Genomic DNA, 17432 nt, shown 5'->3' with positions numbered 1-17432 from the left:
GGGCGGGTGCCGGCCGACCTCGTCCACCTCGTGCGCCACGGCGAGGTCCACAACCCCGACCGCGTGCTCTACGGGCGCCTCAAGGGCTTCGGCCTCTCCGAGCTCGGGCACCGGATGGCGGCGATGGCCGCCGAGTCGCTCCAGGGTCGCCCCGTCACGAGCCTCGCCGCGAGCCCCCTCCAGCGCACGCAGGAGTCGGCGGCGCCGTGGGCGGCGCGCTTCGGCCTCGAGGTGCGCCTCGACGAGCGCCTCATCGAACCGAGCAACCGCTTCGAGGGCAGCAACGTGCGCCGCGGCCTCCGCGACCCGCGCAACTGGCCCTACCTCGTGGGCCCGTGGCGGCCGACGTGGGGCGAGGCCTTCACGAGCATCCGGCGACGGATGCTGGCCGCCGTCGCGCAGGCGTATGCCGACTCCGACGGCGGCGAGGCCGTGCTCGTGACGCACCAGCTGCCGATCTGGATGGTCGCCCGCACGGTCGCCCGCAAGCCGCTCGCGCACGACCCGCGCCAGCGCCGCTGCGCCCTCTCGAGCATCACGACGCTCGCCTGGCGCGACGGGGCCTTCGTCGAGGTGGACTATCAGGAACCTGCGGCAGAGTTGCTTGCGCAGTCCATCGACCTGGGAGCCGTGTGATCACCCGATCGTCCCGCCGCTTCGGCGTGCGCCTCGCCGCGCCCGTCGTCGCCCTCGCGGCGCTTCTCACGGGCTGCACGACCGAGGCCGACCACCTCGCCGGGCAGTACGAGTCCGGCACGGGCGGCGGCTACATCTCGGGCGACGGCCGCGTCATCCAGCCCGCCGCATCCGAGCGCGAGGCGCCCGTCGAGTTCGCGGGCACCCTCGACACGGGCGAGACCATCGCCTCCGACGATCTGCTCGGCCAGGTCGTCGTCGTCAATTTCTGGTACGCGAGCTGCCCGCCCTGCCGCGAGGAGGCGCCCGACCTCGAGGCGCTCCGCGCGCAGTTCGAGGGCGACGAGGTCGTCATGCTCGGCGTCAACGTGAGCGACAGCGCGGATGTGTCGCTCGGCTTCGCGAAGAAGTTCGGCGTGGGCTATCCGTCGATCGTCGACGTCGACGACAACGCCGTGCAGCTCGCGTTCGCCGACGGCAAGCTCGCCCCCAACTCGGTGCCCACGACGCTCATCCTCGACCGTCAGGGTCGCGTCGCCGCGCGCATCAGCGGGCTCATCGAGAGCCCGAGCGTCGTCGCCGACATCGTCGACGAGCTGCTGGCCGAGAAGGCCTGACGCGTGGACCCGGGCGAGATCGTCGTCTCCGGCGGGCTGTGGCTCGCCGTGCCCATCGCGCTCGCGGCGGGCCTCATGTCGTTCCTCTCCCCGTGCGTGCTGCCGCTCGTGCCGGGCTATCTCGGCTACGTCTCGGGCGTCACGGGCGGGGCGAAGCGCTCGCGCTCGAAGGTGACGCTCGGCGCCCTGCTCTTCGTGGCGGGCTTCTCGCTCGTGTTCATGGCGGTGTTCGTGCTCGCAGGCACGGCGGGACGGTTCCTGCTGCAGTACGGCGACCTCATCATGCGCGTCGGCGGCGGCATCATCATCGTGCTCGGCCTCGTGTTCATCGGGCAGGTCACGGTGCTGCAGCGCCAGCTGAAGCCCGCGTGGCGTCCCCGCACGGGCCTCGTCGGCGCGCCCCTGCTCGGCATCGTGTTCGCCCTCGGGTGGACGCCGTGCATCAGCCCCACCCTCACCGCCGTCGGCTTCCTCGCCGGCTACGGCGGCGACCCGTGGCGCGCGGCCCTCATCGGCCTCGCCTACTGCGCGGGGCTCGGTGTGCCCTTCGTGCTCGTCGCCCTCGGCCTCGGCTGGGTGTCGTCGAGCCTCGGCTGGGTGCGCCGCCACATCCGCGTCATCAACATCGTGGGCGGCTCGCTGCTCGTCATCATCGGCGTGCTCATGGTCACGGGGCTGTGGGGCGTCATCATGTCGGAGATCGGGGCGGTGATCGGTGGCGTCAGCACCCCGCTCTGAGAAGCAGGAGGATCAGGTGACCGAGCAGCACGCGATCGCGCAGCCCAAGCTCGGCGTCGTCGGCTACCTGCGGTTCTTCTGGCGGCAGCTCACGAGCATGCGCACGGCCCTCGTGCTGCTGCTGCTGCTCGCGCTCGCCGCCGTGCCCGGCTCGCTCGTGCCGCAGCGCAGCTCCGACCCCAACGGCGTCATCCAGTACGAGCGCGAGAACCCCGAGGCGTTCCAGGTGCTCGACGCGCTCGGCGTCTTCTCGACGTTCAGCTCGCCGTGGTTCTCGGCCATCTACCTGCTGCTGTTCGTGTCGCTCGTGGGCTGCATCCTGCCGCGCACGAAGCACCACATCGATGCCCTGCGCGCCCGCCCGCCGAAGACCCCCGCGCGCCTCGCCCGGCTCGTCGGCTACACCGAGCGCACCGCCCAGACGGATGCCGAGACCGCCGTCGCCGAGGCCCGTCGCGTGCTGCGCGGGGCCGGCTACCGCGTCGAGCGGTACGCCGACTCCATCTCGGCCGAGCGCGGCTACCTGCGCGAGACGGGCAACCTCATCTTCCACACCTCGCTCGTGGGCGTGCTCGTCGCCGTCGGCGTCGGCGGCGGCTTCGGCTACAACGGCCAGCGCGTCGTCATCGAGGACACCGCCTTCACCAACTCCCTCGCGAGCTACGACTCGTTCAACCCCGGCCGCTTCTTCACCGAGACGGCGCTCGAGCCGTTCTCGGTGCGCCTCGACGATTTCGAGGGCAGCTACCAGCTCGACCCCGCGACGGGTGTCTACCAGCCCATCGACTTCACGGCCCACCTCTCCACGCGCGAGCCCGGGGGCGACTGGACCGACGCGGACCTCAAGGTGAACTCGCCCCTCGAGCTCGGCGGCACCAAGGTCTACCTGCTGAGCAACGGCTTCGCGCCCGTCGTCACGGTGCGCGACGAGGATGGCGAGGTCGCCTACTCGGGGCCCGTCGCGTTCATCCCGCAGGACAACAACCTCCGCAGCCTCGGCGTCATCAAGGTGCCCGACAACCTCGACGAGCAGGTCGGCATGCTCGGGTTCTTCTACCCCGACCCGCTGCAGCTCACCGACGGCACCTACACGTCGATGTCGCCCTACCCGGGCGACGGCAGCCTCCTCACCCTCACCGTCTACACGGGCGACCTCGGCCTCGACGACGGCGTCGCCGTCAACGCCTACTCGCTCGACACCGACGGCCTCACCCAGGTCGCCGGGCCCAAGGCCGACGCGCCCGCGCTCGAGCTCACGCAGGGCCAGACGGCCGAGCTGCCGGGCGGCCTCGGCACGATCTCGTTCGACGGCTACAAGCGCTTCGTCGGCATCGAGTTCCACCACGACCCCACCGAGGGCTGGGTGCTCGTCTTCTCGCTCCTCATCCTCGGCGGTCTGCTCGTGAGCCTCTTCGTGCCGCGACGACGGATGTGGATCAAGGCCACCGCGGACGGCTCGGGCGGCGTGCGCCTCGAGTACGCGGGACTCGCCCGTGGCGAGGACCCCGGCCTCGACGCCGCCGTGGCCGAGCTGGCCGACAAGCACAGCGCCCGCCTCCAGACCCCGAACGTAGGATGAACCCGTGACGACCGCGACCCTCGCCGCCTACTCCCTCCTCGCCGTGTACTCGGCGGCGGCGATCTACGTGCTCGCCTTCATCGCCTACGTCGTCGACCTGTCGGGGCGCTCGCGCGACGTCGTCGCCGCGCGGCCCGCATCCGCCGCCGCCGCGAAGGCCGAGGCTGCGAAGGTCGAGGGGTCGGGCACCGTGCTCGCGCCGCCGGCCCCGCCGACCGCGGCAGCCGCATCCGCTCGCGCGAGCAAGGCCGGTCGCATCGCGCTCGCGCTCACCGTGCTGGGCTTCGTCGTGCAGGCGATCGGCGTCGTGCTGCGCGGCGTCGCCGCCGCCCGCGCCCCGTGGGCCAACATGTTCGAGTTCGCGATCACGGGTGTCGCCGTCATCGTCGGCGTGTATCTCGCCGTCAACATCTTCCGCAACGTGCGGTACCTCGGCGCCTACATCACGGGCCTCGCGGCGCTGCTGCTCATGCTCTCGACGCTCAACGTCTACGTCGACGTCGTGCCGCTGCCGCCGGCGCTCCAGTCGGGCTGGCTCGTCATCCACGTGTTCGTCGCCATCCTCGGCACCGGGTTCTTCGCGCTCGGCGCGGGCCTCTCGATCGCCCAGCTGCTGCAGGCCCGCCGCGAGGTGGACCCCGCCAAGGGGCCGCGCTTCCTCGCCGGCTTCCCGGCATCCGAGGCGCTCGAGAACACCTCGTACCGCGTCAACGTCATCGGCTTCGCGTTCTGGACCTTCACGCTGATCGCCGGCGCCATCTGGGCCGAGCACGCGTGGGGCCGCTACTGGGGCTGGGACACCAAGGAGGTGTGGACGTTCATCATCTGGGTCGTCTACGCCGGCTACATCCACGCCCGTGCGACCCGCGGATGGCGCGGTGCGCCCTCCGCGTGGCTCTCGATCGTCGGCTTCGCGGCCGTGCTCTTCAACTTCACGATCGTGAACCTATTCTTCAAGGGGTTTCACGCGTACTCGGGGCTGTGAGCGGGGGCGGCGGTCGCGCCGCCTGACGGTCGTGCCCCTGCGGTCCCGCCGCCTGACGGCGTCGGGGCTGTGCTGATGGCCGCCTTGGGGCGGCTGCGCTTCGCGGATACGCCCCTTCCCGTTGGTTGAGTAGCGCCGCGCGCGGAGCGCACGACGCGTATCGAAACCCACCGCCGCCCCCTTCCCGTTGGTTGAGTAGCGCCGCGCGCGGAGCGCACGACGCGTATCGAAACCCTCGCACCGCGTACCAACAGCGGGTCGATGGACGGGTTCCCTCCGCACGTCATTCGTCCGTCGGGTTTCGATACGCCGTGCGTCGCACCCTGCGGGCGCGGCGCGCGGCACTCAACCAGCGGTGATCTCGCACCGAGCGCAGGCGCCCCCGCCGTCCCGCCTGCCGTTGGTTGAGTAGCGCCGCGCGCGGAGCGCACGACGCGTATCGAAACCCTCGCACCGCGTATCAACAGCGGGTCGATGGACGGGTCCCTCCGCACGTCATCCGCTCGTCGGGTTTCGATACGCCGTGCGTCGCGTGCTGCGCGCGCGGCGCGCGGCACTCAACCAGCGGTGAACCCGCGGCTCTCGGCACTCAACCAGCGGTGAAACGTGCGCCCGCCCCCGCGCGCGGAGCACGGCTGACGACAGCGGGAGAGCGCGCAGCGTTCGACCACCGCTCCACGTCAGCAACGCAGCGCTCGACCACCGCTCGACGTCAGTCGCGCGACGCGAGCACCGCGGCACAGCGGCGTAGACGCTCGTGCCACCACGCGGTGCGCTCGGGGGGTGCGGCGTGCGTGCGCAGCAGCTCTGCATCCGGCTCCACGTCGCGCACCGGGATGGCGCCGTCGACGGGGCGGAGGGTCTCCCGCGTGACGTCGGCGGCGAGCAGCGCCGCCGTGCCGAGGCCGCAGTCGTAGTCGAGCTCGGGGAGGGCGGCGGCGAGCCGCGCGCCCATGGCGAGGCCGACCGAGGTGTCGATCGCGCTCGACACCACCGCGGGCAGCCCCGCCTCTGCGACGATGCGCAGCGCCGCCGCGACCCCGCCCAGCGGCTGCACCTTCACGACGAGCAGGTCGGCAGCGCCTGCCCGCGCGACCTCGAGCGGGTCGGACGCCTTCCGCACGCTCTCGTCGGCCGCGATCGGCAGCTGCCAGTCACGCAGCCGATCGCGCAGCTCCGCGAGCTCGGGCACGGTCGCGCACGGCTGCTCGAGGTACTCGAGGTCGAACCGCGCGAGCTCGTGCGCCGCCCGCTCGGCGGCGTCGACGCTCCACCCGCCGTTCGCGTCGACGCGGATGCGCCCCTCCGGCCCCAGGATGCGCCGCACCTCGCGCACGCGCGCGACGTCGTCGGCGAGGGTCTCGCGCGGGTCGGCGACCTTCACCTTGACGGTGCGCACGTCGCCGAAGCGGTCGAGCACCGAGCGGATGCCGTCGACCGGCACGGTCGGCAGTGTCGCGTTGACGGGCACGCTGTCGCGCACGACAGGCGCGGGCTCACCCCAGCCCGCCTCGATCGCCGCCGCGAGCCATGCGGACGCCTCCGCGTCGTCGTACTCGAGGAACGGCGAGAACTCGCCCCACCCACGCGGGCCGTGCAGCAGCACCGCCTCGCGCTCCGTCACGCCGCGGAAGCGCGTCACGAGCGGGAGGCGCACGACGTGCGCCGCCTCGACGAGCTCCTCGGCATCCGGCGTCGGCGTCATGCTCCCAGTCTGCCCCGCATCCGCCGCCGCGCCGAGGCCCGCAGCGCCTAGGGTGGGAGCGTGACCGACGGGCTTCAGATCTTCGACGTCCCGGCTGACGCCGAGGGCGACGAGACGCCCGACGGCCCCGCCGAGCACGCCGCGCGCCGTCGCCCCCGTTGGCCCGGATCTCTCGCGGGCGGCATCGCGATCCTCATGGTCGTCACGTGGGGCGTCGCCCTGCTGTGCTCGCTCGGCGACATGTTCGAGCTCGCCGTGGGCCTCTCGATCTCGGCGGTGCTGCTGAGCGCGCTCGCCGTCGTCGCGGGGATCATCGCGGTCGTCGGACGCTGGGGCCGCGGATGGGGCATCGCGGCGATCGTCGTGGGCCTGCTGCTCAACCCCGTCGTGCTGCTGTACGGGCTGACCTGGATCGGAGCGTTGTGATCTCGGAGCTGTTCGACCCCGAGGTGTGGCGTGAGGTGCCCGGCTTCGATGACCTCGGCGACGTCACCTACCACCTCGACGCGAGCGGGCGCATCGCGCGCGTCGCGTTCAACCGGCCGGAGGTGCGCAATGCCTTCCGCCCGCAGACGGTCGACGAGCTCGCCCGCGCACTCGACGACGCGCGCCAGAACCCGCGCGTCGGCGTCGTGCTGCTGACGGGCAACGGCCCGAGCCCCAAGGACGGCGGCTGGGCGTTCTCGTCGGGGGGCGACCAGCGCATCCGGGGGAAGAGCGGGTACGAGTACGCTGCCCCCGCTGATCGAGTAGCCGCCGAAGGCGGCGTATCGAGATCCGGGGGTCATGGTGCGGGCCGACTCCACATCCTCGAGGTGCAGCGCCTCATCCGCTTCATGCCGAAGGTCGTCATCGCCCTCGTGCCCGGCTGGGCGGCGGGCGGCGGTCACTCGCTGCACGTCGTGTGCGACCTCACGATCGCGAGCCGCGAGCACGCGCGTTTCAAGCAGACGGATGCCGACGTCGGCTCCTTCGACGCGGGTTACGGCTCGGCGTACTTCGCCCGTCAGGTGGGTCAGAAGTTCGCGCGCGAGGTGTTCTTCCTCGCCGACGAGTACGACGCCCAGCGCGCGTACGAGATGGGCGCCGTGAACGCGGTCGTGCCGCACGCCGAGCTCGAGCGCACGGGCCTCGCGTGGGCCGAGACGATCCTCGGCAAGAGCCCCACCGCCATCCGCATGCTCAAGTTCGCCATGAACGCGGTCGACGACGGCATGGTGGGCCAGCAGGTGTTCGCGGGCGAGGCCACGCGGCTCGCCTACGGCACCGACGAGGCCGCCGAGGGCCGCGACGCGTTCCTCGAGAAGCGCGACCCCGACTGGGGCCCCTACCCCTGGCACTTCTGATCCGATGAGGCCGCTCGTCCAGGTGCCGGCCGCCGCGGGGCAGACCGCGGTGCTCGCGGCCCTGCGCGACGCGCTCGCGGGCGGTCCCGCGCTCTTCGTCGCGTCGGGTGACCCCGGGTCGGCTGCCGCACCCCTGCCCGAGCGCGTGCCGCAGCAGGTGGGCCTCGTCGTCGAGACGAGCGGCACGACGGGACGCCCGAAGCGCGTCGTGCTCCCCGCGGATGCCGTGCTCGCCTCCGCCGCGGCGAGCGAGTCGGCGCTCGGCGGCCCCGCGCAGTGGCTGCTCGCGCTGCCCGTGCACTACATCGCGGGCCTCAACGTGCTCGCGCGCTCGCTGTGCGCCCAGACGGAGCCCGTCGCGCTCGGCGACGGGAGCTTCACGGCCGAGGCGTTCACGGCGGCCGCCGCGCGGCTGTCGCCCCAGCTGCCGCACGCCGTCGCCCTCGTGCCCGCGCAGCTCGCGCGCCTGCTCGACGACGCCGCGGCGCGCGAGGTGCTGCGCGGGTTCCAGGCGGTGCTCGTGGGCGGCCAGGCCACGCCGCGGCCGCTCGTCGACCGCGCGCGCGAGGCCGGCATCCCGGTCGTGCGCAGCTACGGCTCGAGCGAGACGAGCGGCGGCTGCGTCTACGACGGCCGCCCGATCGGCGGGGCGCGGGTGCGCATCGTCGACGGCGAGGTGCAGCTCGGCGGCGCGACGGTCGCCCTCGGCTACCTCGACGACGACGCGCTCACCGAGCAGCGCTTCCTCGACGAGGGCGGCGTGCGCTGGTTCCGCACGGCCGACGCGGGGGAGTGGGACGGCGAGACGCTCCGCGTGCTCGGCCGCCGCGACGACGTCATCGTCTCGGGCGGCGTCAAGGTGGCGCTCGGCGCGATCGAGGAGGTGCTGCGCGCCCAACCCGGATGCGCGGATGCCGTGGTCGTGCGGGTCGCGGACGAGCGGTGGGGCGAGCGCCCGATCGCGTACGCGGCGGGCCCCGAGGTCGACGATGCGGCCGCGCTCAAGGCGATCGCCGCATCCCTCGGGCCCGTCGCGCGACCCGACCGCCTCATCCGCGTCCCCGAGCTACCGCTCCTGCCGAGCGGCAAGCCCGACCGCGCGGCCCTCGCGGCCCGCCCTCACCCCCAGCCTTAGTTCCCGTTCCGCGTGTTAGTTCCCGAAGGAACGGGTGCAAACACGCGGAACGGGAACTGAGGCGGCGGTCAGTAGGCTTCACCTCGTGGCGAAGCAGCAACGGTTCGATCCCCAGGCCATCGATCGCGCGAAGGGTGCGGCAGCCCCCAAGAACGGGCCCGCCGCGAAGGCGCCCGCGAAGGGCAAGAACGCCCAGGCGAAGAGCGCGCCCGCGAAGGGCAAGGGCGGCAGGAGCGGACGCCCCGGAGGCCGTCCGCCCGGCGCCCCGCAGATGAAGCCCGCGACACTCGGCACCTGGATCTCGGCCTCGCGCCCCCTCACGCTCGCCCTCGCGATCGCGCCCGTCGCGATCGGCACGGGCGCCGCGAGTCTGCAGATGGCGCACTGGTACGACCACTGGGTGCGCATCCTGCTGTGCCTCGCCGTCGCCGCGTGCCTGCAGATCGGCGTCAACTACGCCAACGACTACTCCGACGGCGTGCGCGGAACCGACGCCCACCGCGTCGGCCCCGCCCGTCTCGTCGGCTCCGGCCGCGCCAAGCCGAAGCACGTGCTCCTCGTCGCGCTCGTGTTCTTCGGGCTCGCAGCGGTCGCGGGGCTCATCCTCGTCATCCGCACGCAGCAGTGGTGGCTGCTCGCGTTCGGCGCCGTCGCGATCGTCGTCGCGTGGTTCTACACGGGCGGCAAGCGCCCCTACGGCTACATGGCGGGCGTCGCCGAGGTGGCCGTCTTCGCGTTCTTCGGCATCGCCGCGGTCGCGGGCACGATGTTCGTGCAGGTGCTCACCGTCAACGCCGAGGCGTGGATCGGCGGTACCGCGGCCGGCCTCTTCGCCGTCGCCGTGCTGCACGTCAACAACCTGCGCGACCGAGCCCAGGATGCCGTGGCGGGCAAGCGCACGCTCGCGGTGCGGATGGGCGACCTGCCCGGGCGCATCCTCTACGCGGTGCTCGTGGCGGCGCCCTTCGGCATCCTCGTGTTCTTCGTGCTCTTCCACGACCTCGCGCCGTACGTGTACTTCGCGCTGCTCGCGGGGGCGCCGGCGATCCTCATCGTGCTCACGGCGCGCACGGCGAAGGAGTTCGTGCTCGCGCTCAAGCTCACGCTGCTGACGGCGCTCGCGTACGGCATCGGCCTGTGGGCCGCGCTGTCGTTCTACGTCGAGGTGGGCGTCGGCGCCGTCGCCTGAGTCAGGCGCCGTCCTCGGCGCGCTCGTCGACGCCGCGCTCGGCATCCGTCCCGCGCGCCTCGGCGTCGGCCTTCGCCTGCGCGGCTTCGCGGCGGGCGGCGAGCTCCTCCGAGACGCGGTTCCGCAGCTTGGGGAAGAAGATGTACGACACCGTGAGCCCGACGACCGCGGCGACGACAGCCGCGAGCACGTAGTGCAGGCCCAGCGCGTAGAGGAGCGCGAAGGTGCCGCCGAAGAGGGCGAGGCGCAGCAGCGTGTAGGGGATCCAGGCGGGCACCCGGCAATCATAGGCGGGCGGCGCTGGGAGCCCGCCGCCGCCTAGAATCGGGTCATGGCCGCTCTGCTGCGCTACCTCCCGCTGATCGTCGCGGTGGTGCTCCTCGTCGCGGCCGTCGTCGACATCGTGCGCATCGAGCCGCACCGCGTGCGGGCCCTCCCGAAGCCGCTCTGGGCGGTCATCGCGATCGGCATCGTGATCATCGGCCCGATCCTGTGGTTCGCGCTCGGTCGTGAACCCCTGCACCCGCGCCCCGCCAAGCCCGTGGCCCCCGACGACGACCCCGAGTTCCTGCAGCGCCTCGCGCGCGAGAAGGAGCAGGAGCAGCGCATCCGCGACCTCGAGAAGAAGCTCTCGGAGCTCGACGGAGACGACGACACCCCGAAGAACCCGCAGTGAGCCCGGCGGCACCGGAGGCGCCCGCGAGCGTCTACGCGACCGCGCTCCTCGCCGGCCTCGTGCGCCGCGGGGTCACGGATGTCGTGGTGTGCCCCGGATCGCGCTCGCAGGCCCTCGCGCTCGCCGCAGCGCGCTTCGAGCAGGCCGGGCTGCTGAACCTGCACGTGCGCATCGACGAGCGCTCGGCGGGCTTCCTCGCCCTCGGCCTCGCGCTCGAGACGGGCGTGCCCGCGGTCGTCGTGACGACATCCGGAACCGCCGTCGGCAACCTGCACCCCGCCGTGCTCGAGGCCGCGCACTCGGGGGTGCCGCTGCTCGTCGTGAGCGCCGACCGCCCCGAGGAGCTGCGCGGCGTCGGCGCCAACCAGACCACGCGGCAGGCGGGCATCTTCCGCGACGTGGCGCCCCACTCGTGGGACGTGCCCGCGCCGACGGGGGAGCCGGGCGAGGAGGACGCGGCCGACGCGCTCGCGGCCGAGGTGCTCGCCGGCATCCGCGGTCCCCGCCACGTGAACCTCGCCTTCCGCGAGCCGCTGTCGTCGGCCGTACGGATGCCGGACGTCGAGCCCGGCGAGTGGCAGCCCGCCGACCCGCCCGCCGACGAGGTACTCGAGCTCGGCCCCGCGCCTGGCACGGTCGTCGTCGCCGGCACGGGCGCGGGAGAGGATGCGGAGCGCGTCGCCCGCGAGCTCGGCGCCCCGCTGCTCGCCGAGGTCGCGAGCGGCGCACGCTTCGGCCCCAACCTCGTCGCGGCCTACCGCGAGCTGCTCGGCGCCGCCGGTTTCGGCGACCGCGTCGCGCGCGTCATCGTGTTCGGGCACCCGACGCTCAGCCGCGAGGTGCCCGCCCTCATCGAACGGCGCGGCGTCGAGACGATCGTGGTGCGCACCGCGGGCCTCGACGACTACAACCCGGGCCGCCGCGTCGCGCGCTTCGCCGACCGCGTCGTCGTCGACACCTCGCGCGAGCCGGACCCGTCGTGGGCGCGCCGCTGGGTGCACGCCTCGCGGCAGCTGCTCGAGGTCGACGAGGGCAGCGTCGCATCGATCGGCACCGACTACGTCGAGCGCGCGCACTTCGCGCGCGAACAGCTGCAGCGGATGCGCGCCCCCGTCACGCGACGCGAGCTCGCCGAGGCGGTGTGGGCGGCATCCTGGCCCCACGACCGGCTCGTGCTGGGAGCCTCGCGGCTCATCCGCGAGCTCGACCGCATCGCGCCCGGCAAGCGCATCCCCGTCTACTCCAACCGCGGCCTCGCCGGCATCGACGGCACGATCGCGACCGCGACGGGCATCGCGCTCGCCGCGCAGCGCGACGAGTCGCGCCCCGGCGTCACGCGCGTGCTGCTCGGCGACCTCGCGCTGCTGCACGACGTCGGGTCGCTGCTCGGCGGCGACGGCGAGGAGTGGCCGCGCTTGCAGGTGGTCGTCGGCAACGACCACGGCGGCACGATCTTCGACGGCCTCGAGGTGGCCCGCTCGGCCGACCCCGCGCTCGCCGACCGCGTTCTGCTCACGCCGCAGCACGTCGACCTCGCAACCCTCGCATCCGCGTACGGCTGGGAGCACCGGCTCGTCACCGAGCGCGGGCAGCTCGCGGGAGGCCTCACCCCCACCCCCGGCAGGGTCATCGTCGAGGTCGCCCTCTCCCGCTAGCGTGAGCGCATGAGCTTCGCCGATGTGCTCCGTGCAGGTGCCGGTTTCCGTCTCGCCGACGTCGACCCGGATGCGACCCCCGGCTTCACGGGGAACAAGAAAGACGCCGAGAAGGCGCTCGCCGCGGGCGAGGCCGAGCTCGACGAGCTGCAGGAGCTGCTGTTCGCCAACAAGGAGCACGACCCGCGCAACGTGCTGCTCGTGCTGCAGGCCATGGACACCGCCGGCAAGGGCGGCATCGTGCGGCACGTCGTCGGGTCCGTCGACCCGCAGGGTGTGCACATCCACGCCTTCAAGAAGCCCACCCCCGAGGAGCTCGCCCACGATTTCCTGTGGCGCGTCGAACGCGAGCTGCCGAAGCCCGGCATCATCGGCGTCTTCGACCGCTCCCACTACGAGGACGTGCTCATCGGCCGCGTACGGAAGCTCGCCGACGCCGACGAGATCGAGCGCCGCTACGGGGCGATCGTCGACTTCGAGGAGCGCGTCGCCGCATCCGGAACCGTCGTCGTCAAGTGCATGCTGCACATCTCGAAGGAGGAGCAGCGTGCGCGCCTCGCCGAACGGCTCGAGCGCCCCGACAAGTACTGGAAGTACAACCCGGGCGACCTCGAGGAGCGCGCCCTGTGGGACCAGTACCAGGAGGCGTACCAGGTCGCCATCGAGCGCACCTCGACCGCGGCCGCCCCGTGGCACGTGATCCCCGCGAACCACAAGTGGTACGCGCGGCTCGCCGTCTCGCAGCTGCTCACGGATGCGCTGCGCTCGCTCGGCCAGGACTGGCCACCCGCCGACTTCGACGTGGAGGAGCAGAAGGCGGCGCTCGCGGCGTCGTAGGCGCGCGCTGGTTCACCGGGGTCGCGGGGGAGCGGGCCCGCTTGACGTCACCGCACGTGCGGGCCGCCGGTCTCCCGCTGGTTGAGTGCCGCGCGCCGCGCGCGCAGCGCGCGACGCACGGCGTATCGAAACCGCACGAACGGATGACGTGCGGACGGATCGGAGCCGTGGCCCGCTGTTGATACGCGGTGCGAGGGTTTCGATACGCGTCGTGCGCTGCGCGCGCGGCGCTACTCAATCAGCGGGATGGGGCGGCGGACGCGGGACGCGCGGCGCGTGTTCACCGCTGGTTGAGTGCCGCGCGCCGTGTGCGTAGCGCGCGACGCACGGCGTATCGAAACCGGACGAACAAAACGGGCGCCCCTCCGTCGGGAGAGGGGCGCCCGGGGCGGCGGCGGCTCAGCGCTTCGCGATGAGGCGCACCCCCGCCACGTAGAAGGGCGCGAAGAGCACCGCGATGAGCGCGATCGACACGGGGCCCGACACGAGCATCGGCGCGAACCACGCGAGCCCGCCGAGGGGCGCGATCCACCACGACACGACGCCGGCACGGGCGAGGCCGAGGGCGTAGGCCATGAGTCCGCCGAGCCCGCCGACGATGCCCGTGAGCTGCCATACGGCGACCCACGCATCCGCCTTCGCGGTCTCGCTCAGCAGCACGGCGGTGTCGAGCGGCAGCACGTTGCCGGCGCTGATGAGGAACCAGTCCGACAGCAGCAGGCCCGACATCTGGATCGAGCCGATGAGCAGCACGACGGCGGCCGCGGGGAGCCAGACGCTGCCGCGCTTCCCCCGCAGGAGCCCGCGGCCCGCGACGGCCGCGATCGCGAACGCGACCCATCCGTAGTGCAGGAGCGTCGCGGAGACGATGCTGAGCGTCGGGTCGGCGGCGAGGGAGGCGATGTAGCCGGCCTCGCCGGGCTCCGTCTGCACGGGCGAGGTGGCCATGCCGGCGACGTGCAGCAGCGGGGCGGCGATGAACGCGGCCCCGCCGATGCGCTCGAGCAGGTGGGGGCGGAACGGGCCGAGCGCCGCGCGCGTGCGGCGCGGCTTGCCGACGGCCTCGAGGCTCGTCGCCTCGGCGACCGCGGGGGTGTCGGATTCGGGGGTGGAGGTGGTGGTCATGGTGGTGCCTTCCGAGAGGGGTGGTGGTGTGTGCCTCCACACTCTCGGCGCCGCGTCCCGTCGCGTCAGGGAGCGGGGTCCCGTCGCGGTCCCGTCGTGCCGCGGGACGCTACAGGCGACCGAGTCCTGCGTCGCGGGCGCGCACGATGGCCTCCGAGCGGTCGGCCACCTGCAGCTTCGCGAAGATGTTCGACACGTTGTTGCGCACCGTCTTGGGCGACAGGAAGAGCGCCTGCGCGATCTGCGGGTTGGAGCGGCCGGCGGCGAGCAGGTCGAGGATCTCGCGCTCGCGCTCGGTGAGCTGCGGGAACGCGGGAGTGTCGGGGGTGGGCGGCCGCCCCGCGAAAAAGGCGGCGACGCGCAGCGCGATGGCGGCCCCGAACACGAGCTCCCCGGACGCGACGGAGCGGATGGCGCGCACGATCTCGTGCTGGCTCGACCCCTTCACGAGGTAGCCGCGGGCGCCCGCCCGCATGGCCGAGAACACGGTCTCGTCGTCCTCCGACATCGTGAGCACGAGCACGGCGAGGTGCGGATGGCGCGCCGTGAGCTCGCGCGTCGCCGCGATGCCGTCGAGGCCGGGCATCTGCACGTCCATGACGACGACGTCCGCATCCGCGCCGTCGACGACGTCGAGCGCCGACAGGCCGTCCTCGGCCACCGCGACGACCTCGACCTCGTCGACCGATTCGAGCAGCATCCGGAGCCCGTCTCGGTAGACGGGGTGGTCGTCGACGAGGACGACGCGCGTGGTCTCGGCGGTCATGCGAGCTGCTCCTGGGGTTTGGGTTCGGGTTCGGGGGTGGGGGCGGATGCGGCGGGCGTCGGCGCGGTCGCGGGCGCGATGGGCAGGGTGGCGACGAGCACGGTGCCGCGATCGGGGCCCGAATCGACCGTGAACGTGCCGCCGAGCTCCTCGGCACGCTCCCGCATCGAGCGCAGGCCGAGGCCCGGCGTCGCCGACCGGTCGATGCCGCGCCCATCGTCGGCGATCTCGACGCGCAGGGTCCCGTCGCTCGAGCGGAGGCTCACGACGACCTCGCGCGCGCCCGAGTGCCGGCGGGCGTTCGTGAGCCCCTCGGACGCGATGCGGAACGCGGCGACCTCGGCGGCGGCAGGGAGCGGATGCGCGACATCCGCCTCGACGCGCACCGCGCATCCGGCGCCGTCGACGCGGTCCGTCAGCTGCTCGATGGCGCGCGTGAGCCCGAGGTCGTCGAGGGCGGGCGGACGCAGCTCGTGCACGATGCGGCGGATCGCGACGATGACCTCGCTCTGCTCGGCGATCGCCGCGTCGAGCACCTCGCCCGCGCGCTCGGGTGCGCGCTCCATGAGGTTGCGCGAGGTCTCGAGGCGCAGCTTGACGCCCGCGAGCAAGGGCCCGAGCTCGTCGTGGAGGTCGCGGCGCAGGCGCGAGCGGCTCTCCTCCCGGGCCCGCACGAGCGACTCACGGATGCCCTGCAGCTCGCGGTTCAGCTCCGCGTTGCGGAGGGCGGCCGCGGCGAGACGAACGAGGTCCTCGAGGAGGCGCTGATCGCGCGGCGAGACGACGGGGCGGCGTCCGGGCTGCATCTCGATGCGGCCGATCTGCACGCCCTCGTACTCGATGGGTACGCGCGTGATCTCGCGGCCGCGCGTGCCGACCTCCGCCGCGATGGGCTCGGCATCGTGCCGGTCGATCTCGACGCGCACGTACGGCGACGCGAACGCCTCCGCGATCGTGCGGGCCAGATCCTCGATGCGGCCCTCCGTGTCGGTCGAGCGGGCGAGCCGGTCGCCGAGCGCCGACACGAGCCCGTACGGGTCGGAGCGCTTGCCGTACACGGCGCGCGCCGCGAGGGCGAAGAGCTTCTCGCGCAGCGGCGCGTAGGCGATCGTGACCGCGATGACCGCGATGAGCATCGCGACGCGGTCGTCGAGCACCCCGCCCACGAACAGCACGAGCAGCACGTCGACCGTGATCGCGGCGACGATGAGCACGCCGTAGACGACCGTCCACGACAGCAGGCGATCGATGTCGTACAGGCGGTAGCGCGTGACGGCGATGATGACCGCCCCCGCGACGAGCGCGATCGTGAGACCCAGCAGCACATCCACCGCCGCCTGCGGCAGGTACGGGTAGAGGAACGTCGCGCCGATGAACACGGCGCCCGACCACACGAGCCAGCGCAGCTGCGCCCGCAGCTCCGCATCCGCCCCGAAGCGCCGGCTGATGGCGACGACGAGCGCGAGCACGAGCCCCAGCAGCATGAGGTTCGGCGAGTTGCGCAGGATGAAGAGCCACACCTCGGTCGGCAGCTCGATCGCGAGGATGCCCGGGTCGAACGCCTCGAGCTCCGCGAGGCGGCCCGGCTCGTCGACGGCGAGGATGTGCCCGGGCGCGAAAATGAAGGAGAACGGCATCCCGAAGCCGCAGACGATCGAGGCGATGCCCACCACGCGACGCCAGCCGCGCGGGAAGCGCCCGTCGGGGAACAGGATCAGCAGCAGCTGGACCGGCAGGATCAGGATCGAGCCGAGCCGCGAGTAGTACCAGAACGCGGCCGGCCCCCACGGGGCGTCGCGGTCGAAGTACCAGGCGTAGTTGAGGGAGGCGCTCGCGGGTGCGTCGAGCACCCACAGCGTGCCGAAGAACAACAGCACGAAGGCGATCGGATGCCAGTCGAGACGCCACATGAGCAGCGCGCCCGGGATCACCATCGCGAGGCCCGTGACGACGCTCGACCAGCCCGGCGTCTCCAGGGGCTCCGGATGCGTGGGCAGTACGAGCGCGTCGAAATACAACGCCACGACGCTCGACACCACGCTGATGACGACGAGCGCGATCACGGTGACCCGGCTCGACGTGTGGCGCATGCGCTCATCGTGGCAGCGGGGTGTCCCGTCTGTCACGGGACACGCGTCCCGCGGGGTGTCGCGGTGCCGCTGGTCGCGGGGTGCTGCGTGCCGCTGCGCGTCGCCGCCCTGCTGCGCAGGGCGCGCTGCCCCTGCGCTCCGCTCCGCTTCGCGTGCTGCGCCGCGTGTTCACCGCTGGTTGAGTGCCGCGCGCCGTGCGCGCAGCGCGCGACGCGCGGTATCGAAACCGGAGGCGCGCATGACGTGCGGAGGTAGCGCATCCCTTGGCCCGCTGTTGATACGTGGGTGCGAGGGTTTCGATACGCGTCGTGCGCTTCGCGCGCGGCGCTACTCAACCAACGGCGGAGGAGCCC

Annotated in this window: 17 protein-coding genes; 12 read left to right on the top strand and 5 right to left on the bottom strand. The window is 72.9% G+C overall.

The window, feature by feature from the left end; all coding sequences use genetic code 11:
- Positions 1-6: 6 nt before the first annotated feature.
- Genes H4J02_RS12585 through ccsB form a run of 5 tightly spaced genes read left to right on the top strand, consistent with a single transcriptional unit; the run spans position 7 to position 4555 of the window.
- Positions 7-636 carry a histidine phosphatase family protein gene (locus H4J02_RS12585; RefSeq protein WP_187674894.1) on the top strand — a complete coding sequence of 210 codons (630 nt, stop codon included), beginning with the start codon at positions 7-9 and terminating at the stop codon, positions 634-636.
- Complete coding sequence (locus H4J02_RS12580) at positions 633-1253, top strand: TlpA disulfide reductase family protein (RefSeq protein WP_262406086.1); 621 nt, start codon at positions 633-635, stop codon at positions 1251-1253. Before H4J02_RS12585 ends, H4J02_RS12580 begins: the two co-directional genes overlap by 4 nt.
- Before the next feature lie 3 nt (positions 1254-1256).
- Complete coding sequence (locus H4J02_RS12575; RefSeq protein WP_222942183.1) at positions 1257-1991, top strand: cytochrome c biogenesis CcdA family protein; 735 nt, start codon at positions 1257-1259, stop codon at positions 1989-1991.
- Positions 1992-2007: 16 nt separating this feature from the next.
- A complete protein-coding gene (locus tag H4J02_RS12570; RefSeq protein ID WP_262406085.1) occupies positions 2008-3570 on the top strand; it encodes a cytochrome c biogenesis protein ResB in 1563 nt (520 codons plus the stop codon).
- A 4-nt stretch (positions 3571-3574) separates the two neighbouring features.
- Positions 3575-4555 carry a c-type cytochrome biogenesis protein CcsB gene (gene ccsB, locus H4J02_RS12565; protein WP_187674893.1) on the top strand — a complete coding sequence of 327 codons (981 nt, stop codon included), beginning with the start codon at positions 3575-3577 and terminating at the stop codon, positions 4553-4555.
- A 712-nt stretch (positions 4556-5267) separates the two neighbouring features.
- On the opposite strand, the gene H4J02_RS12560 is transcribed toward ccsB, so the two are convergent.
- Positions 5268-6260, bottom strand: a complete 993-nt coding sequence (locus tag H4J02_RS12560) for an o-succinylbenzoate synthase (RefSeq protein WP_187674892.1) — start codon at positions 6258-6260, stop codon at positions 5268-5270.
- A 60-nt stretch (positions 6261-6320) separates the two neighbouring features.
- Here H4J02_RS12560 and H4J02_RS12555 point away from each other — a divergent pair, with 60 nt between their 5' ends.
- The 4 genes from H4J02_RS12555 to H4J02_RS12540 all read left to right on the top strand — a co-directional run bounded on the left by H4J02_RS12555 (position 6321) and on the right by H4J02_RS12540 (position 9930).
- The gene (locus H4J02_RS12555) at positions 6321-6686 is read left to right on the top strand and encodes a hypothetical protein (protein WP_187674891.1); all 366 of its coding nucleotides are present in this window, start codon (positions 6321-6323) and stop codon (positions 6684-6686) included.
- Positions 6683-7606, top strand: a complete 924-nt coding sequence (locus H4J02_RS12550; protein WP_262406084.1) for a 1,4-dihydroxy-2-naphthoyl-CoA synthase — start codon at positions 6683-6685, stop codon at positions 7604-7606. The genes H4J02_RS12555 and H4J02_RS12550 overlap by 4 nt, the downstream gene beginning before the upstream one ends.
- Before the next feature lie 4 nt (positions 7607-7610).
- Positions 7611-8741, top strand: a complete 1131-nt coding sequence (locus H4J02_RS12545) for an AMP-binding protein (RefSeq protein WP_187674889.1) — start codon at positions 7611-7613, stop codon at positions 8739-8741.
- Positions 8742-8826: 85 nt separating this feature from the next.
- Positions 8827-9930: a 1,4-dihydroxy-2-naphthoate polyprenyltransferase gene (locus tag H4J02_RS12540; RefSeq protein WP_316250697.1), complete on the top strand. Its 1104-nt coding sequence runs from the start codon at positions 8827-8829 to the stop codon at positions 9928-9930.
- A 1-nt stretch (position 9931) separates the two neighbouring features.
- Here H4J02_RS12540 and H4J02_RS12535 read toward each other — a convergent pair whose 3' ends face one another.
- Positions 9932-10207: a DUF4229 domain-containing protein gene (locus H4J02_RS12535; protein ID WP_187674888.1), complete on the bottom strand. Its 276-nt coding sequence runs from the start codon at positions 10205-10207 to the stop codon at positions 9932-9934.
- A gap of 54 nt (positions 10208-10261) precedes the next feature.
- Between H4J02_RS12535 and H4J02_RS12530 the strand changes: the two genes are divergently transcribed.
- Genes H4J02_RS12530 through H4J02_RS12520 form a run of 3 tightly spaced genes read left to right on the top strand, consistent with a single transcriptional unit; the run spans position 10262 to position 13098 of the window.
- Positions 10262-10606 carry a PLDc N-terminal domain-containing protein gene (locus tag H4J02_RS12530; protein ID WP_187674887.1) on the top strand — a complete coding sequence of 115 codons (345 nt, stop codon included), beginning with the start codon at positions 10262-10264 and terminating at the stop codon, positions 10604-10606.
- Positions 10603-12261 carry a 2-succinyl-5-enolpyruvyl-6-hydroxy-3-cyclohexene-1-carboxylic-acid synthase gene (gene menD, locus H4J02_RS12525; RefSeq protein WP_187674886.1) on the top strand — a complete coding sequence of 553 codons (1659 nt, stop codon included), beginning with the start codon at positions 10603-10605 and terminating at the stop codon, positions 12259-12261. The genes H4J02_RS12530 and menD overlap by 4 nt, the downstream gene beginning before the upstream one ends.
- A gap of 9 nt (positions 12262-12270) precedes the next feature.
- Positions 12271-13098: a polyphosphate kinase 2 family protein gene (locus H4J02_RS12520; RefSeq protein WP_187674885.1), complete on the top strand. Its 828-nt coding sequence runs from the start codon at positions 12271-12273 to the stop codon at positions 13096-13098.
- Positions 13099-13497: 399 nt separating this feature from the next.
- Here H4J02_RS12520 and H4J02_RS12515 read toward each other — a convergent pair whose 3' ends face one another.
- The 3 genes from H4J02_RS12515 to H4J02_RS12505 all read right to left on the bottom strand — a co-directional run bounded on the left by H4J02_RS12515 (position 13498) and on the right by H4J02_RS12505 (position 17079).
- Entirely contained in the window at positions 13498-14223 is a 726-nt protein-coding gene (locus H4J02_RS12515; RefSeq protein WP_187674884.1) for a hypothetical protein, read from the bottom strand.
- Positions 14224-14332: 109 nt separating this feature from the next.
- Complete coding sequence (locus H4J02_RS12510) at positions 14333-14989, bottom strand: response regulator transcription factor (RefSeq protein WP_187674883.1); 657 nt, start codon at positions 14987-14989, stop codon at positions 14333-14335.
- Positions 14986-17079: a sensor histidine kinase gene (locus H4J02_RS12505; RefSeq protein ID WP_187674882.1), complete on the bottom strand. Its 2094-nt coding sequence runs from the start codon at positions 17077-17079 to the stop codon at positions 14986-14988. Before H4J02_RS12505 ends, H4J02_RS12510 begins: the two co-directional genes overlap by 4 nt.
- Positions 17080-17432 lie beyond the last annotated feature (353 nt).

The organism is Protaetiibacter sp. SSC-01, from assembly GCF_014483895.1.
GTDB lineage: Bacteria > Actinomycetota > Actinomycetes > Actinomycetales > Microbacteriaceae > Homoserinibacter.
This window is presented reverse-complemented; position numbering and strand designations above follow the sequence as displayed.

Bases quoted from the DNA above. Each gene is read 5' to 3' on its own strand.
- H4J02_RS12515 (WP_187674884.1), bottom strand. From the start codon at position 14,223: ATGACCACCACCTCCACCCCCGAATCCGACACCCCCGCGGTCGCCGAG.
- H4J02_RS12510 (WP_187674883.1), bottom strand. From the start codon at position 14,989: ATGACCGCCGAGACCACGCGCGTCGTCCTCGTCGACGACCACCCCGTC.
- H4J02_RS12560 (WP_187674892.1), bottom strand. From the start codon at position 6,260: ATGACGCCGACGCCGGATGCCGAGGAGCTCGTCGAGGCGGCGCACGTC.
- H4J02_RS12545 (WP_187674889.1), top strand. From the start codon at position 7,611: ATGAGGCCGCTCGTCCAGGTGCCGGCCGCCGCGGGGCAGACCGCGGTG.
- H4J02_RS12505 (WP_187674882.1), bottom strand. From the start codon at position 17,079: ATGCGCCACACGTCGAGCCGGGTCACCGTGATCGCGCTCGTCGTCATC.
- H4J02_RS12530 (WP_187674887.1), top strand. From the start codon at position 10,262: ATGGCCGCTCTGCTGCGCTACCTCCCGCTGATCGTCGCGGTGGTGCTC.
- H4J02_RS12520 (WP_187674885.1), top strand. From the start codon at position 12,271: ATGAGCTTCGCCGATGTGCTCCGTGCAGGTGCCGGTTTCCGTCTCGCC.